The sequence below is a fragment of the Stutzerimonas stutzeri genome, assembly GCF_024448985.1.
GTDB classification, from domain to species: Bacteria; Pseudomonadota; Gammaproteobacteria; order Pseudomonadales; family Pseudomonadaceae; genus Stutzerimonas; species Stutzerimonas stutzeri_AP.
This window is the reverse complement of record NZ_JAMOII010000004.1, coordinates 51392-67582: the sequence shown is the minus strand read 5'-3', so window position 1 is coordinate 67582 and position 16191 is coordinate 51392. Positions and strand designations below refer to the sequence as shown.

Below are 16191 nucleotides of genomic sequence, written 5' to 3'. Positions count from 1 at the left end.
TAATGACGTGGGCTGGCAAAGAGTGGCTGCGTTACGGCCCTTGTTTGTACGCAGCGCTGTTTGGATTGTTCTGTCTGGCGTTTTATCTGCCGCTGTCTTCCAAGGCGACCAATAATATTTTCTATGCAGGCTTGGCCTTACCCTGTCTCGGGTGGTTGCTATTGCGACCAGCATCCTTGAGCTTGCTGATCCGCCCTTTTGGCTGGCTGGTGGTTCTGTTGGTGGCATTGGTAGCACTGGATGCGGGCGATGCGGCCGGCCTGAAGAATGCGCTGTACCTATTGCTTTTTTTCTCCAGTTGTTTGCTGTTGGAAGGCCGTCGCTGGGATGTGAATGCGGTTTACGGCGTATGTGCTTGGGTCAGTTTGGGCATTCTGGTGTTTGTGTTCCTCGATTGGCTATGGATCTGGCAGCAGAGCGGAAAATGGGTGCGCTACGGCCGCTTTCTTGGCGAACCGATCAATCCGGTACATTTTTCACTTCTCATTAGTCATGCTCTGATCTTCCTCTGGCTATTCCGGCTGGCAGAAGACCTTGAGCGGCGGTCGTCATTGGCTCTGTCCGTAGGGCTGCTATTGCTGGGCGGCGCCGTTCTACTGTGTGCGACGGTCTTTCAATCCCGCTCGACGCTGGTAGGTTTCGCTCTGTTTTTTATCGGTTATTTGCTCTATCAGCGCATGGTCTTGCTGGGATTGGTGGTGATGCTGCTTCTAGGGGGGCTGCTGCTCGTCGTGGGCGGTGATGAGCTGTTGCTGCGGCGTGGTTTCAGCTATCGCTTGGAAATTTGGCAGGATGCCTGGTCGCGCCTGGTGAATCATTGCAGCATCTTTTTCGGCTGCGGGGTTGATGAATATCGCTTTTTGGGTCGATTCGAGCATGCACATAGCGGCTACTTTGCCATTCTCTATCGTAATGGTCTGTTAGGTGGCGCGTTGTTCTGCCTATTCGCATTGTTGTGGCTAGGCGTTGCGTTGCGTACTCGCTCACGCTGGCTCGTATTGGCGCTGCTTGGCTGGGGTAGTCTACTAACAACCAGCAATGGGGTACTGACGTCGCCGCAGCCGCTATGGATCTATTTCTGGTTGCCTGTTTTCATGGCCGTGTTGGATGGCCAGCAAAATGCGGTAAGTGAATACCTTTTATTACGCCGTGCTCAACCCCGCTCGCAGCTCCGATAATGTGCAATTAGGCGGTCGATTGGAAAATTCGTCAGTTTGTGCCGGCTCAGGTAATCCCTCAAATGCTTAATGTTGCGTTGCACCAGCCAGGGACTAAGTGGGCGTCGCTTGCACTGCAAATCCAAGACATCGATCAGGCCGTGGCCGCCGTCGGGGAGAAATAGAATATTTCCCAAGTGCAGAGAGCGGAAGTAGATACCTTGCCGATGCAGTTGATATATAAAGCTGGCTAAAGAAGGTAGTAGCTGTTCTACCTGCAGCGGGGCTTGTCGGTACAGTTGTTCGATGGATTGTCCGGGAAGTGGGCGATAGATGCAGGCACTGAGCCCTGCTTGGCGGTCGAGCCAGAGCAGCTCCACCACCTCGGGAGCTGGTACGCCAGCTTGGCGTAGGTGCCTTGCGTTATAGGCGAAACGCTTGGCGGCGGGCCGTAATCGCGCCAGCCAGGGTTGGCGACGAGTATGGAATATTTTCAAGAACAAGCCGTTGGCTAAGACGACAACCTTAGGGCCCCTGGAATCCTTCTCCAGCACCTTGCCGCTGGCCAGCCAGCTTTCCAATTCCTGCGCTGATACAATCCGCATCTTTTCCTCTAGCTGTCTGACAGGGCTCGCTGAATGGCCAATTCTACCCAGCAATCCAGCGTAAAGGTGTATCTGCGGTTGCTGCGCTACGTGCTCCCCTATTGGGGGCTATTCGCAATCAGCCTTCTCGGCTTCCTCCTTTTCGCCTCCACCCAGCCAATGCTGGGCTACATCCTCAAGTTTTTCGTTGATGGGCTGAATAACCCGGATACCAGCTTTTTCGCCCAGGTGCCCCATCTGAAAAAGCTGGGGTGGCTGGCCGAGTTGAAACTGCTGCAAGCCGTGCCGTTGTTGATCGTGCTAATTGCGTTGATGCAGGGTATCGGCTCGTTTCTCGGTAACTATTTTCTAGCCAAGGTCTCCCTCGGCCTGGTTCATGACTTGCGCGTCGCGCTGTTCAACAACCTGCTGACGCTGCCCAATCGCTACTTCGACAGCCACAACTCCGGCCATCTAATTTCGCGTATCACCTATAACGTGACGATGGTTACCGGGGCGGCGACCGATGCGATCAAGGTGGTGGTGCGAGAGGGCATGACCGTCATTTTCCTGTTCGGCACGCTGCTCTGGATGAACTGGAAGCTGACCATGGTGATGGTGGCGATTCTTCCCGTCATTGGTGTCATGGTTTCCAGCGCCAGCAAGAAATTCCGCAAGCAGAGCAAGAAGATCCAGGTCGCGATGGGTGATGTTACCCATGTCGCGTCCGAAACCATTCAGGGCTACCGGGTAGTACGTAGTTTCGGCGGCGAGACTTACGAGCAGCATCGCTTTTTCGGCGCCAGCACGGATAACACCGCCAAGCAGTTGCGCATGGTCAAGACCAACGCGGTTTACACGCCAACTCTGCAGTTGGTGATCTACAGTGCGATGGCGCTCCTGATGTTCTTGGTTCTGTTGCTGCGCGGGGATGCGTCGGCGGGCGATCTGGTGGCCTACATCACGCTGGCGGGCCTGTTGCCAAAACCGATCCGGCAGCTTTCGGAAGTCAGTTCGACGATTCAGAAGGGTGTGGCTGGTGCAGAGAGCATTTTCGAACAGTTGGACGAGGCCCAGGAAATCGATAGCGGTACGCTTGAGCGTGATCGGGTCAAGGGGCGTCTCGACGTCAGTAACCTGAGTTTCGTCTATCCAGGCACTGACAAACAGGTGTTGCACGATATCAGCTTCACGGTCGAGCCAGGGCAGATGGTGGCGCTGGTTGGCCGTTCGGGCAGCGGCAAGTCGACGCTGGCAAACCTGATTCCTAGGTTTTACCAGCATGATCGAGGGAAGATCTTGCTGGATGGCGTTGAGATCGCAGATTACAGGCTACGCAACCTGCGTCGGCACATCGCCCTGGTCACACAGCAGGTCACGCTGTTTAACGACACGGTTGCCAATAACATCGCGTATGGCGATCTGGCCGGCGCACCGCTGGAAGATATCCAGCGTGCGGCCCGCGACGCCTACGCCGATGAATTTATTGAGCAGATGCCTGAGGGTTACCAGACCCAGGTCGGAGAAAATGGCGTGCTGCTTTCCGGCGGTCAACGACAGCGTCTGGCCATCGCCCGTGCGCTGTTGAAGAACGCGCCGGTATTGATTCTGGACGAGGCGACCTCTGCGCTGGACACCGAATCCGAGCGTCACATCCAGGGCGCGCTGGATCATGCGATGACGGGGCGCACCACGCTGGTGATCGCGCACCGCCTGAGTACTATCGAAAAGGCTGATCTCATTTTGGTGATGGAGCAGGGGCGTATCGTCGAGCGTGGTACGCACGCTGAATTGCTTGTGGCCAATGGTGCCTATGCCAGGTTGCACGCAACACAGTTCAAGGATGAGGGTGAGGCCTAGGCCGAGCGGCGAACGGCGAAAACGCAGAATGATGAACGCACGGCCTGTCAGGTTCGGTCGGTTTCACAGCGCCGCAGGTCCGTAACTCTCTGCGATCGCCATGCTCTCCCTGTGTTTACGGCAAGAATTCGCCAGTCCCATGCTGCTATGCTTTGCAGCGTTTTTTCTTCCGCCCCGGAGCCCTCATGAAGCTGTCCATGCCCCGTTTCGACCAAGCCCCCGTTCTGGTAGTGGGCGATGTCATGCTCGACCGTTACTGGCATGGTGGCACGTCGCGGATTTCGCCGGAGGCGCCGGTGCCGGTGGTCAAGGTCGAGCAGATCGAGGATCGTCCCGGTGGTGCGGCAAACGTCGCGCTGAACATCGCGGCGCTGGGCGCTCCGGCTGCGTTGGTGGGGGTGACCGGTGAGGATGAAGCGTGCCAAAGCCTGGCCGACAGTCTGGCCGCAGCCGGTGTGCAAGCGCATTTCCAGCGCATCGGGCATCAGCCGACTATCGTCAAGCTGCGGGTGATGAGTCGCCACCAACAACTGCTGCGCATGGACTTCGAGGAAGCCTTCGAAACCGATGCTGAGGCGTTGCTCGAGGACGTCGAAGGATTGCTGGTTGGCGTCAAAGTGCTGGTGCTGTCCGATTACGGCAAGGGCGCGCTGAAGAATCATCAGGCGCTGATTGAGGCTGCACGCCGCCGTGGCATTCCGGTACTGGCTGATCCCAAGGGCAAGGATTTCGAGATCTATCGTGGCGCCTCGCTGATTACGCCGAATCTCGGCGAGTTCGAGGCCATCGTCGGGCGATGCGCTGATGAAGCCGAACTGGTGGCCAAGGGCGCTGAACTCATGCAGCAGCTGGAGCTTGATGCTTTGCTCGTCACCCGCGGCGAACATGGCATGACGCTGTTGCGTCCGGAGCACTCCCCGTTGCATTTGCCGGCGCGTGCACGTGAGGTGTTCGACGTCACTGGCGCTGGCGATACCGTCATTTCGACCCTGGCGGCCGCCATCGCGGCAGGGGAGGAACTGCCACAGGCCGTGGCATTGGCTAATCTGGCCGCGGGCATCGTGGTTGGCAAGCTGGGCACCGCCTGCATCAGTGCGCCTGAACTGCGCCGTGCCGTGCAGCGCGAGGAGGGATCCGAGCGCGGGGTGATGACGCTCGAGCAACTGCTCACCGCAATAGAAGATGCCCGCGCCGAAGGTGAAAAGATCGTCTTTACCAACGGCTGCTTCGACATTTTGCACGCTGGCCATGTGACCTACCTGGAACAGGCCCGCGCGCAGGGCGATCGGCTGGTGGTCGCGGTCAATGACGACGGCTCGGTGAGTCGCCTGAAGGGGCCGGGCCGGCCGATCAATTCGGTCGACCGGCGCATGGCTGTGCTGGCAGGCCTCGGTGCTGTCGACTGGGTCGTTTGCTTCGCCGAAGACACGCCGGAAAATCTGCTCGCTGAGGTCAGGCCGGACGTGTTGGTAAAGGGCGGCGACTACGGCGTCGATCAGGTGGTCGGGGCGGATCTGGTCAAGGCTTATGGCGGTGTGGTGAAGGTGCTGGGGCTGGTCGAGAACAGCTCGACCACGGCGATCGTCGAGAGGATTCGCAAGGCCTAGAGGGGTTGTAAACGGCCGAGCGTAGCTACGCACAAAGCGCTACGGTCGTGCTCCGGTTCGAACGGTAGAGTGAGCTCGTACTGTTCCTGCGTTGACATGCCCACGAAGAGTTCCGCGTCGGATGTGGCGTTTGTTCGCAGGCATGGCCTGCTCCTTCAAATTGGCGGGTCTCTCAGCGCGTCACGGCCGCGGGCCTCGCCGCCCACCATTGCCTCCAGCGGATGCGCTCGTCGCGAACCACCCAGCCCTCCTGCTGCGCGAAACTCTCCGCTAGCCACAGCCCACGCATGCTTAGGGTGCTGATCTGGCCATTGCGCAGCTGCAGGAGCTGATCCTGTGGCTGGCCCTCATGCAACGGGATCAGATAGAGGTCAGGCCGACTACGATCCAGTTGAGCGACCAGCTCTTCGCCCTCGAGCCGCTCGTCGACATGAAACAGGCTGAGCTCGCGGGTTTCCTTCGGCAGATCGAGGCGCATGTCGTAGATCAGTTGCAGGGAAGCGGTTGGCAGATGGACGTAGGCCCGCGGGCGTTCCATCAAGGTCATCTGGCCGCATTGCACCGGCTTGGCCGATCCGGACAACGACGCCAGATTGAAATGCACCGCCTCACGATAACGCAGGCTGCTTTGGTAGGGGGTTGGCAGCCAGGTATCGCCAAAGCGCCCGGCGAGCCAGCCTTCGGGTGTTTCCAGCAGACATTCTTCGGCGACTTCGTGGATCGCGGTCAGCAGCGGTAGGCTGAGTTCGTGGGCTGGTACGTAACCGGAAATCAATTTGAGCACGACGTCGCCACGGTCCTGACGTTGCTGGCGCACCAGCACCCAATACTCCCGTCCCTGCCAGCATAGCGTCAGGCGGACCGACACACCGAGGTTTGCCAGTTCGAGTTTGAAGCGGGTCGGATCATCGACAACCACCGGGCGGCGGCGCTCAAGCATCTCGCTGAAACTGAGTGGCCGCCCAAGGCTCTGGTAGCGCAGGCATTCGGGGCTGGCCTCGACGAGCAGTGGTAGAGTCTTGAAGGCGCTCGGGTTCTTGCGGATCAGCACACGCGGCATTCGGCACCTCCTGGGCTAGGCGGCCGTTGGGCCGTAATTATTGTTGTTGTGATAAAACGGATGCGGCGGTAAGCACGTTATCTGACAAGTGTTGCGGGTTTATGGTGCCGATGATGGCGGCGCCAACGCCTGGATGCGCGAAAAGCAGCTCGAAGCTCGCACGCACCGGATCTTCGCCTGCTTTCAGGCAGACGTGACCGCTGGCCAGCGCTTTTTTTACCAGGACGCCCTTGGCGTGTGACTGAGCGTAGTCCAGTACAGGCCGCTCGTTCTGCTCGTTGAGGTTGTAGGTCACCATCGCGCAGTCGCCCTGTTCGAGCGCGAACAGACCGCCTTCGACGGTTTTGCCGGAAAGGCCGTAACCGAGAATCTTGCCCTCGCGCTTGAGGTCGGCGAGGGTCTCGTAGACGCCGCTGTGCTGGAGAATTTCCAGGTCGCGCCCGTCCGAATGCACCAGGACCAGATCGATGCGGTCGGTCCGCAGCCGCTGAAGGCTGCGCTCGACTGAATGTCGGGTATGGCCCGGCGAGAAATCGAAGTGCGATTGGCCATCGACGAACTCCTCGCCGACTTTGCTGACCACAACCCAATGGTCTCGTTGGCCCTGCAATAAAGGCCCCAGACGCTGTTCGCTAAGCCCGTAGGCGGGCGCGGTGTCGATCAAGTTGATGCCCAGATCGCGAGCCAGCGCGATCAGTTGGCGCGCCTGCTCATCATCCGGAATGCGAAAGCCGTTGGGGTATTTGACGCCCTGGTCGCGACCCAGCTTGACCGTGCCCAGGCCCAGCGGCGACACGCTGAGTCCAGTGCTGCCAAGAGGACGATGCAGCTCGTGCAATGTTGTCGCCATCAGAGCAAACCCTCCCAGAAGGGCGCAGTAACTGCGGGGCGTGGCAGTTCGGGTAGCGGCGGATGCGATTGAGGATGGATGCCGTCGCGGGTCAAGGCAGCTTCGACGCGGTCAGCGAAATCGGGAGATAGCGCCAATTTCGTCGGCCAGCCAACCAGCAGCCGGCCCTGTTCGGCGAGGAAGGCGTTGTCCGGTCTGGCCAGCGCTGATTGAGCCGGCTCGGCCCGGTCGATACGCAGCGTCGTCCACTTCGCCGCGGACAGGTCGATCCAGGGCACTAATTCCGCCAGCTCCTTTTTTGCCGCAGCAACTTGCGCCGCCTCGTCACGCGCGACGCCATTGGCCTCGGCCAGATCGCCGCCCAGATACCAGATCCATTCGCCGTCGGCAGCCGGATGGCTGGTCACGGTGATGCGCGGTTTGGAGCCGCCTCCCAGGCAGTGCGCATAGAGCGGCTTGAGCGTCGCCGCCTTGACGATGACCATATGCAACGGGCGCTTTTGCATCGCCGGTTGCGCAAGACCCAACGCCTCCAGCAGCTCGGCGTTGCCCGCGCCGGCAGTCAGGACGATGCGCTGCGCGGTGATGGCGCGACCATCGGCGATCAGGCCGGTCAGTTCACCGTTCTCCCGTAGCGGCTCGAGCCGGTCGGCCTTCAACAGGCCGGGGCCGGCGAGCTCCGCCAGACGCTGGATCAGGCTCGGCACGTCCAGCACCAGTTCGCTGAGCCGATAAACCTTGCCCTTGAAACCGGGGTCCTGCAGTGCTGGCGGCAGCTCGCTGCCCTTGACTTGGCCGACCCGCGAGCGCACCGCCTTGCTGGCGAAGAAGCTGGTGAGATTGCCGGTCAGAGTGCCCGGCGACCAAAGATAGTGCGCATCGGAGAGCACGCGCACGCTGGAAAGATCCAGCTCGCCGCCGCCTTGGAGTGCTTCACGCCAGCGCCGGGGCATGTCGGCGATGGCTTCCGACGCACCGGTCAGCGCGCCACTCAGCGCATACTTGGTGCCACCGTGGATGATCCCCTGGGATTTGACGCTCTGCCCGCCGCCAAGCACGCCTTTGTCCACCAGCAGCGTCGAATAGCCTTGTTGGCGCAGGCGCGCGTTCAGCCAAAGACCGGCAACGCCACCGCCTACGATCAGGACATCGGTGCTCAAGGAGTCGGGCATCTGTAAACCTCGCCTGTAAAGCTGCAATTACGGGCCGGCAGTATAACCGTCGACGTAGTCGTAGCAGCCATGGTTGGAAAGCTGGAGCGGGGCAAGACGCTGTGGGCTGGCTGCTGGTGGGCTGAAGCCCACCCTACTAACTGACGCGGAACGCTGCCCGACGCACGTCTACCAACGAATCTTGAATTCAACTAGTAGGGTGGGCCGGGTCGCTCCGCTTCAGCCCACCAGCTTCAGCTTGCAGCTTTCGAGTAAACTTCGCGGCCATGAACCGAACCCTCTATACCCTGCTGTTCCATCTTGCCTTGCCGTTGGTGGTGGTTCGCCTGTTTTGGCGTGCCCGCAAAGCACCGGCCTACTCGAAACGTATCGGCGAACGCTTTGCTATTGGGCTACCCGAATTCCAGCCGCATGGCATCTGGGTGCACGCTGTCTCGGTCGGCGAAACCATTGCCGCCGCACCGATGATCCGTGCATTGAAAGATCGTCATCCGTACTTGCCGATCACCGTCACCTGCATGACCCCGACCGGCTCCGAGCGGATCAAGGCGCTATTTGGCGATACGGTGCAGCATTGCTACTTGCCTTACGATCTGCCTTGGGCGGCTTCACGGTTCTTGCAACGACTGCAGCCGAAACTGGCTGTGGTGATGGAAACCGAGCTGTGGGCCAACCATATCCACCAGTGCGCGCGTCGCGGTATTCCTGTGGCGCTGGCCAATGCGCGGTTGTCCGAGCGCTCGGCACGCGGCTATGCGCGTCTCGCCCGGCTGACCGCGCCGATGCTGGCCGAGTTGAGTCTGATCGCCGTGCAGACCGAAGCCGAGGCGGAGCGTTTTCGTCAGCTCGGCGCGCACGATGCCTGCGTAGACGTAACCGGCTCGATCAAGTTCGACCTCAGCGTCGACCCGGCGCTGCCCGAGCAGGCCGCGCAGCTCCGCCAGCAATGGGGTGCCACGATGCGGCCGATCTGGATCGGCGCCAGCACTCACACGGGCGAAGACGAAATTCTGCTGGCGGCGCATCGGCAGTTGTTGATCACCTATCCTGACGCGCTGTTGATTCTGGTGCCGCGTCATCCAGAGCGTTTTGGCTCGGTGTACGAGCTATGCCGTAAACAGGATTTCGCCACCGTCCGACGCTCCCTCGGCGAGCCGCCCCAGGCCCAGACGCAAGTGCTGCTTGGCGACACCATGGGCGAGTTGCTGTTTCTCTTTGCGCTGGCCGATGTGGCCTTCGTTGGCGGCAGTCTGGTGCCTACCGGCGGGCACAATTTGCTTGAGCCCGCCGCGTTGGGAAAACCCGTACTGACCGGCCCGCATCTGTTTAATTTCCTCGATATCGCCGCGCAGCTGCGTGATGCCGACGCGTTGAAGGAAGTGGACAGCGCCCCCGCGCTGGCGGCGGCAATCGAGACGTTATGGACGAATCCGGCAAGTGTCGAACAGGCTCGGGCCGCTGGCAGCCGTGTGCTGAGAAATAATCAGGGCGCGCTGGAGCGGCTGCTGGCAGGGCTAGGACGGCTGCTTTAGCCAATAGGGCGGCTGAACCGCCTATAGCTGTGGTGGTGCTCGTCAGTCCACGCGTACCGGCTGGCCGAAGTTCTCAGACAGATCCGGCGGCAGGAAGTCGCTGTCCGGATCGTAGTCCGCCTTAAGATGGCGCTGCAGATCCTCCAGATCACCCGGGTTGAGTGTGCCGGCGGCCTGTTTCAGGCGCAGGCTGTCGAGGATGTAGTCATAGCGGGCGTTGTTGTAATCGCGCACGGCAGCGAACAGGCGGCGCTGAGCGTCGAGCACGTCGACGATATTGCGTGTACCTACCTGATAGCCGATGTCGGTCGCTTCCAAAGCACTCTGGCTGGAAATGATTGACTGTCGGCGCGCCTGCACCTGCTCTACATCGGTATTCACCGCGCGATGCAGGTTCCGGGTGGACTCGACCACCTGACGGCGCAGGCTCTCGCGCTGCTGCTCGGTCTGGGTCAATTGATGAAAGGCCTCGCGCCGCTGGGAACTGGTCAGCCCGCCGCTGTACAGCGGAATGTTCAGCTGCAAACCAATGCTGCGCTGTTCGACGTCACCGGTGTAGCCCGGAATATCCATGGAGCCGGTATTGGAGAAGCCCAGGCTGTCGTTGTCACCCCTGCTGTAGCGCGCCACGGCGTCGACTGTCGGTGCATGGCCGGCCCGGCGCTGGCGCAGGGTTTCTTCGGCCGCGTTTACCGCCTGGTTGATCGCCAGCAGATCCAGGTTCTGCTGAGTGGCGGTGTTGACCCAGGCGCTGGCGTCGTTCGGGGTGGGCGGCAGCACTGGTAGGCTGTGCTCGACACCTTCCAGTGCGAGGTATTCGCGGTTGGTCAGCGTGAACAGTGCCTGAAAGGCATCGTCGACCTGCCGTTGGGCAATCATCCTGTTGGCCCGCGCGGTATCGAAGCCGGCCTGGGCTTCGAGCACGTCGGTGCGATCGGAAAGGCCCACTTCGAAGCGTTCGTCGGCCTGGTCAAGCTGCCGCTTGAAAGCCGATTCCTCGGCCTTGGCGGCGGCGAGATTATCCTGTGCACGCAGTACCGCGAAATAGCCCTGAGCGGTCAGGCGGATCAGGTCCTGCTCGGCAATGGAATACTCCAGCGCTGCCTGCTCGCTGATGGCTTCGGCCGCTTGCAGCTGGAACCAACGCTCGGCGCGGAAGATCGGCTGGCTCAGGGTGGCCTGATAGACGGTGCCACTGCGCGACAGAGAGCGTGAGCCGATGTCGGTGTCGACATCGGTGCGGGTATTGCTCATCTCCGCGCCCGCGCTGAGATTCGGTAGCAAGCCGGCACGAGCCTGCGGTACGACTTCCTGAATCGCCTTGAACTGGGCGCGCGCCGCCGCGAGATCGGCATTGTTCTCCACGGCCTGGCGGTACACGCTCACCAGATCGGTGCGATTGGAGAGCGGAGGCGCGGTCTCGGCCCAAACCAGGCCCGACGAGGCGGCCATGGTCAGTGCCAGCGTGAGTCTACGCAGCATGTGCGTCTTTCCCTGAAGCGGAGTGATGGGCAAGGCTATGCGCGGTCTTGCGGCCGGTCAAGCGGCTTGGCGGCGCCCTCCGCCTGCCCGCTATGGGCGGTCTGGCAGGCTCGGTGAGATGTGGCAAATGTGACCCGGCGGTCGCGACATTCGCGGCTCGGCGTGGCTTTCCTCCGGACTCTTGTTTAGACTCGGTCGCGTTCTTGTCGGGGTGCCTTGAAGCGAAGGCTGAGATCGGAAAGTTCCGGATCCCGTTGAACCTGATCAGGTTAAGGCCTGCGTAGGGAACAAGATGTGCTCGCCAGTTCTCCAGCGAGTCTCTCGGCGCCAATCCCGGCGCACCCCGATGCCCTTTTCCCGCCGTGTTTTTCAGGTTCGCTCCGACAACTATCGAGGAGCCAGTCTGATGCGTGCAGAACAACAACATCTCAGTGAGTCCGCCCAGGTCGACCAGCAGTCGATCCAGCCTTTTCCCCGTTCGCAGAAAATCTACGTGCAGGGCTCGCGTCCGGACATTCGCGTGCCGATGCGCGAGATCAGTCTCGACGTGACACCTACTGCGTTCGGCGGCGAGATCAACGCCCCGGTCACCGTCTATGACACCTCCGGTCCTTACACCGATCCCAATGTGCAGATTGACGTGCGCAAGGGCCTGGCCGACGTGCGCAGCTCCTGGATCGAGGATCGCGGCGATACCGAAAAGCTGCCGGGGCTGAGCTCCGAATTTGGCCAGCGTCGCCTGGACGATGCCGAGCTGACTGCCATGCGCTTTGCTCACGTGCGCAACCCGCGCCGTGCCAAGCCGGGCAAGAACGTCAGCCAGATGCACTATGCGCGGCAGGGCATCATCACACCCGAGATGGAATTCATCGCCATCCGCGAGAATATGAAGCTGCAGGAGCACCGTGCCGCCGGCCTGCTGGATCAGCAGCACGCGGGTCAGAGCTTCGGCGCCAGCATTCCCAGGGAAATCACGCCTGAGTTCGTGCGTGACGAAGTGGCGCGCGGTCGCGCCATCATCCCCGCCAACATCAACCACACCGAGCTTGAGCCGATGATCATCGGCCGCAACTTCCTGGTGAAGATCAACGGCAACATTGGCAACTCGGCGCTGGGATCGAGCATCGAGGAAGAAGTCGCCAAGCTGACCTGGGGCATCCGCTGGGGCTCGGATACGGTGATGGACCTGTCCACTGGCAAGCATATCCACGAGACCCGCGAGTGGATCATCCGCAACTCGCCTGTGCCGATCGGCACGGTGCCGATCTACCAGGCGCTGGAGAAGGTCAATGGCGTCGCCGAGGACCTGACCTGGGAGCTGTTCCGCGACACCCTGATCGAACAGGCGGAGCAGGGCGTGGATTACTTCACCATCCACGCTGGCGTGCTGTTGCGCTATGTGCCGCTGACCGCCAAGCGCGTCACGGGCATCGTTTCGCGCGGCGGCTCGATCATGGCCAAGTGGTGCCTGGCGCATCACCAGGAAAACTTCCTCTACACCCACTTCGAAGACATCTGCGAAATCATGAAGGCCTACGACGTCAGCTTCTCGCTGGGCGACGGCCTGCGTCCGGGCTCCATCGCCGACGCCAACGACGCTGCACAATTCGGTGAGCTGGAAACCCTCGGCGAACTGACCAAGATCGCCTGGAAGCACGACGTGCAGTGCATGATCGAAGGTCCCGGCCACGTGCCCATGCACCTGATCAAGGAGAACATGGACAAGCAGCTCGAATGCTGCGACGAGGCGCCGTTCTATACCCTCGGCCCGCTGACCACTGACATCGCGCCAGGCTACGATCACATCACTAGCGGCATCGGCGCCGCCATGATCGGCTGGTTCGGCTGCGCCATGCTCTGCTACGTCACGCCCAAGGAGCACCTGGGCCTGCCGAACAAGGATGATGTCAAGACCGGCATCATCACCTACAAGATCGCCGCGCATGCCGCCGACCTCGCCAAGGGCCATCCTGGCGCGCAGATCCGCGACAATGCCCTGTCCAAGGCACGTTTCGAATTCCGCTGGGAAGATCAGTTCAACCTGGGCCTGGACCCGGACACTGCGCGTGCTTTCCATGACGAAACCCTGCCTAAGGATTCGGCCAAGGTCGCGCACTTCTGTTCCATGTGCGGGCCGAAGTTCTGCTCGATGAAGATCACCCAGGAGGTGCGCGAGTACGCTGCGGAGAACGGCCTGACCGACGAGCAGAAAGCCATCGAGGCAGGCTTTGCCGAACAGGCCGAGCGCTTCAAGGATGAGGGTTCGGTGATCTACAGGCAGGTTTAAAAGAAGTAGAAAAGCGCTGAAGGCTGGAGGCCGGACGAAAGCGCAGGGTGCGTTGTACGCCCCCTGCGAACCGCCCCCGATCTGCTGGTCGTAGGAGCGAGCTTGCTCGCGAACAGACTTGATCGTTCGGCGCAATCAAGCTTCGCGAGCAAGCTCGCTCCTACGATTTTGTGCCGGACAGCGGCATAGCTCCGAGATAGGGACACGACGCTCCAGCGTCACGGAGGGCGCTGGAGTGTCCGCGATAGGCAGTCCCACGCAGAGCGTGGGACTGATCAATCTGCATGTCGTAGGCGCGAGCTCGCTCGCGAACAGCTTGAAAGCTCCGCGCAGTAAGGCTTCGCGAGCAAGCTCGCTCCTGCACGGCAACGATTTTTTCGCTTGCCTGGCTGGGTGAATTTACCCGCCAGGTCATCAACGATCCTTTGAGAATTCCATCCGTGAACACGCCTGGCCGTTATTCCCCCCATCAAAGCGTTGCCCCTGAACACCGTGTGTTCGGCGGTCGTGACATGTTTTCCCTGTGGTTCTCCCTAGGCGTCGGCCTGATGGTGCTGCAGCTGGGTGCTTTGCTGGCGCCGGGGCTGGGTATGAGTGGCGCGCTGCTGGCAATCGCCTGCGGAAGCGCGGTCGGCGTGTTGCTGCTAGGGGCGGTCGCGGTGATTGGCACCGATACCGGCCTGTCATCGATGGCTGCCCTGAAGCTCACGCTGGGCAGTCGCGGTGCGGTGCTACCGGCGTCGTTGAACCTCGTTCAGCTGGTCGGCTGGGGTGCGTTCGAAATTATCGTCATGCGTGATGCAGCCAGCGTGCTGGCGACTCGCGCATTCGGCGAAGGCAGCCTGCTGAACAGTCCAGCATTGTGGACTTTGTTCTTCGGCGGCCTCGCCACGCTGTTGGCCGTCACCGGCCCTCTGACCTTCGTGCGTCGGATATTGCGCAAATGGGGCATCTGGCTGCTGCTCGGCGCCTGTGTCTGGCTGACTTGGAACCTATTCGACAAGGCCGATTTGGCCGCGCTCTGGGCGCGTAAGGGCGACGGTTCGCTGCCCTTTGCCTTGGGATTCGATATTGCCATTGCCATGCCGCTCTCCTGGTTGCCGCTCATTGCCGATTACTCGCGCTTCGGCCGCGCGGCTGTGCGTGTTTTCCGCGGCACGGCGCTGGGGTTCTTTGCCGGCAACTTCTGGCTGATGAGTCTCGGTGTTGCTTACACCCTGGCGTTTGCCAACAGCGGTGAAGTCAACGCATTGTTGCTGGCGTTGGCCGGCGCAGGACTGGGTATTCCGCTATTGCTGATACTGCTCGACGAGTCTGAAAACGCCTTTGCCGACATCCATTCGGCTGCGGTTTCGGTCGGCGTCCTGTTGCCGCTCAAGGTCGAACACCTGGCGCTGGCGATCGGTGCGGTCTGCACGCTTATCGCCTGGTTCGCGCCGCTCGCTGAGTATCAGAATTTCCTGTTGTTGATCGGCTCGGTATTCGCGCCGTTGTTCGGCGTAGTGCTGGTCGATCATTTCATTCTTCGGCGTCGAGGCCGCTTGGCCGCTCCGGCTGCCGGTCTGCGCTGGGAAACCCTGTTGGCCTGGGGCTGCGGAGCGGCTACTTACCACGTGCTCGCCAGTGCCTGGCCGGAAATCGGTGCCAGCCTGCCGGCGCTATTTCTCTCCGGCGGGCTGCTGCTTGTGCTGAGCCGACTCGGTCGCGCTACGGCAGGTATTGCGGTTTCAGAATCGCGCTGAGTTCGGAGTAGGAAATTTCCAGTTCTGGATGGCCGCTCGAATAGGGCGCGATACTGTAGACGTCATATTTGAGCAGCACTTTGTCGCTTAGCAGGGCGACATTCGCGGTTCGCTGGAACGGCCATTGGCGAGAAAACTCGACATCGTGCTCGTTCGCCAGCAGCCACTGCTGATGCGCTTTCGCGGCGGCGCGCCAGAAAGCGCCTTCTTTGCCGGGAAGCAGAACGTCTGCCAATTCCAGTTCGCGGTCCTGCTCCCGATCATAGTTGATGAATCCGCGACCGGGCATGCCATGGGCGCCCCCGGTATACAGATAGCTCGACAGCTCGACCACAAGCAGCGAGCCATGCTGTTCTCGCAGCTTGGCCTGCAGATAGCTGCTCCAGCTGCGCTCCGCGCTAAGCAAGAAGTCATCCTGGTACAGCTCCAGGGTCGCTGGAATCTGCGCGTCCGGGCTGTTGATCGTCATCCTGCGCAACCGCTGATCGATCAGCGCGTTCAATGCCGGCTCGTCGGCGAACAACAGGGTGTCGATGTTGACCAGTGGGCAGCGATCGTCCTGCTCGGGGCAACCGGCGGGGCGCTGCTCGCTGACGATCTGCCGAACCTCGACGGGTGGCTCGCTCCGAAAATGCTGACAGGCGCTGAGTAGCAGGCTAAGAACGGTCAATACGAAGACGTGGCGAAAAGGCTTCAATGGGTTCATGGCTCTTGTGTTGGCTGCAGTGCGGTTTCGAGTACCGGCGGGTTGTGAAGTTCGTAACTGGGCATTTGGTAATTTTTCCGCGTGCGAGCGGTCTGCAAAGGGCTGCGCCTGAATAAACGGCGCGCTAGGATGACAACAGAGAGACCGCTCAC

General features: G+C 60.9%; 12 protein-coding genes and 1 riboswitch. Of the genes, 6 read left to right on the top strand and 6 right to left on the bottom strand.

The features are described from left to right. Window positions 1–2 precede the first annotated feature (2 nt). The gene (locus tag NA647_RS07640) at window positions 3–1178 is read left to right on the top strand and encodes a hypothetical protein (RefSeq protein ID WP_256057134.1); all 1176 of its coding nucleotides are present in this window, start codon (window positions 3–5) and stop codon (window positions 1176–1178) included. Here NA647_RS07640 and NA647_RS07635 read toward each other — a convergent pair. Then, window positions 1154–1762, bottom strand: a complete 609-nt coding sequence (locus NA647_RS07635) for a phosphotransferase (protein ID WP_256057133.1) — start codon at window positions 1760–1762, stop codon at window positions 1154–1156. The genes NA647_RS07640 and NA647_RS07635 overlap by 25 nt on opposite strands. A gap of 33 nt (window positions 1763–1795) precedes the next feature. On the opposite strand from NA647_RS07635, the gene msbA reads away from it, so the two are divergent. Together msbA and hldE are read left to right on the top strand one after the other, a co-directional pair. After that, on the top strand, window positions 1796–3601 hold the full coding sequence (gene msbA, locus NA647_RS07630) for a lipid A export permease/ATP-binding protein MsbA (RefSeq protein WP_256057132.1): 1806 nt from the start codon (window positions 1796–1798) through the stop codon (window positions 3599–3601). Between the two features lie 185 nt (window positions 3602–3786). After that, a complete protein-coding gene (hldE, locus tag NA647_RS07625; protein WP_256057131.1) occupies window positions 3787–5208 on the top strand; it encodes a bifunctional D-glycero-beta-D-manno-heptose-7-phosphate kinase/D-glycero-beta-D-manno-heptose 1-phosphate adenylyltransferase HldE in 1422 nt (473 codons plus the stop codon). Window positions 5209–5380: 172 nt separating this feature from the next. Here hldE and NA647_RS07620 read toward each other — a convergent pair whose 3' ends face one another. From NA647_RS07620 to NA647_RS07610, 3 genes are read right to left on the bottom strand one after another with little or no spacing between them, the layout of a single operon-like run. Then, window positions 5381–6268: a metal ABC transporter ATPase gene (locus NA647_RS07620; protein ID WP_256057130.1), complete on the bottom strand. Its 888-nt coding sequence runs from the start codon at window positions 6266–6268 to the stop codon at window positions 5381–5383. A 37-nt stretch (window positions 6269–6305) separates the two neighbouring features. Continuing rightward, a complete protein-coding gene (locus NA647_RS07615) occupies window positions 6306–7118 on the bottom strand; it encodes an aldo/keto reductase (protein WP_272889602.1) in 813 nt (270 codons plus the stop codon). Beyond that, window positions 7118–8290 carry an NAD(P)/FAD-dependent oxidoreductase gene (locus tag NA647_RS07610; protein WP_256057129.1) on the bottom strand — a complete coding sequence of 391 codons (1173 nt, stop codon included), beginning with the start codon at window positions 8288–8290 and terminating at the stop codon, window positions 7118–7120. The genes NA647_RS07615 and NA647_RS07610 overlap by 1 nt, the downstream gene beginning before the upstream one ends. A gap of 266 nt (window positions 8291–8556) precedes the next feature. Between NA647_RS07610 and waaA the strand changes: the two genes are divergently transcribed. Continuing rightward, on the top strand, window positions 8557–9822 hold the full coding sequence (waaA, locus tag NA647_RS07605; RefSeq protein ID WP_256057128.1) for a lipid IV(A) 3-deoxy-D-manno-octulosonic acid transferase: 1266 nt from the start codon (window positions 8557–8559) through the stop codon (window positions 9820–9822). Between the two features lie 42 nt (window positions 9823–9864). On the opposite strand, the gene NA647_RS07600 is transcribed toward waaA, so the two are convergent. After that, window positions 9865–11304 carry a TolC family outer membrane protein gene (locus NA647_RS07600; protein WP_256057127.1) on the bottom strand — a complete coding sequence of 480 codons (1440 nt, stop codon included), beginning with the start codon at window positions 11302–11304 and terminating at the stop codon, window positions 9865–9867. 197 nt (window positions 11305–11501) lie between these two features. Continuing rightward, window positions 11502–11608: riboswitch (TPP riboswitch) on the top strand. 102 nt (window positions 11609–11710) lie between these two features. Here NA647_RS07600 and thiC point away from each other — a divergent pair. Both thiC and cytX read left to right on the top strand, forming a co-directional pair. After that, window positions 11711–13591, top strand: a complete 1881-nt coding sequence (gene thiC, locus NA647_RS07595) for a phosphomethylpyrimidine synthase ThiC (protein ID WP_272889601.1) — start codon at window positions 11711–11713, stop codon at window positions 13589–13591. A 440-nt stretch (window positions 13592–14031) separates the two neighbouring features. Beyond that, window positions 14032–15333, top strand: coding sequence for a putative hydroxymethylpyrimidine transporter CytX (cytX, locus tag NA647_RS07590; protein WP_256057126.1), 1302 nt, complete (start codon window positions 14032–14034; stop codon window positions 15331–15333). Here cytX and NA647_RS07585 read toward each other — a convergent pair. Further along, window positions 15299–16039, bottom strand: a complete 741-nt coding sequence (locus tag NA647_RS07585; protein ID WP_256057125.1) for an RsiV family protein — start codon at window positions 16037–16039, stop codon at window positions 15299–15301. The two genes, cytX and NA647_RS07585, sit on opposite strands and share 35 nt — an antisense overlap. Between the last annotated feature and the right edge of the window lie 152 nt (window positions 16040–16191).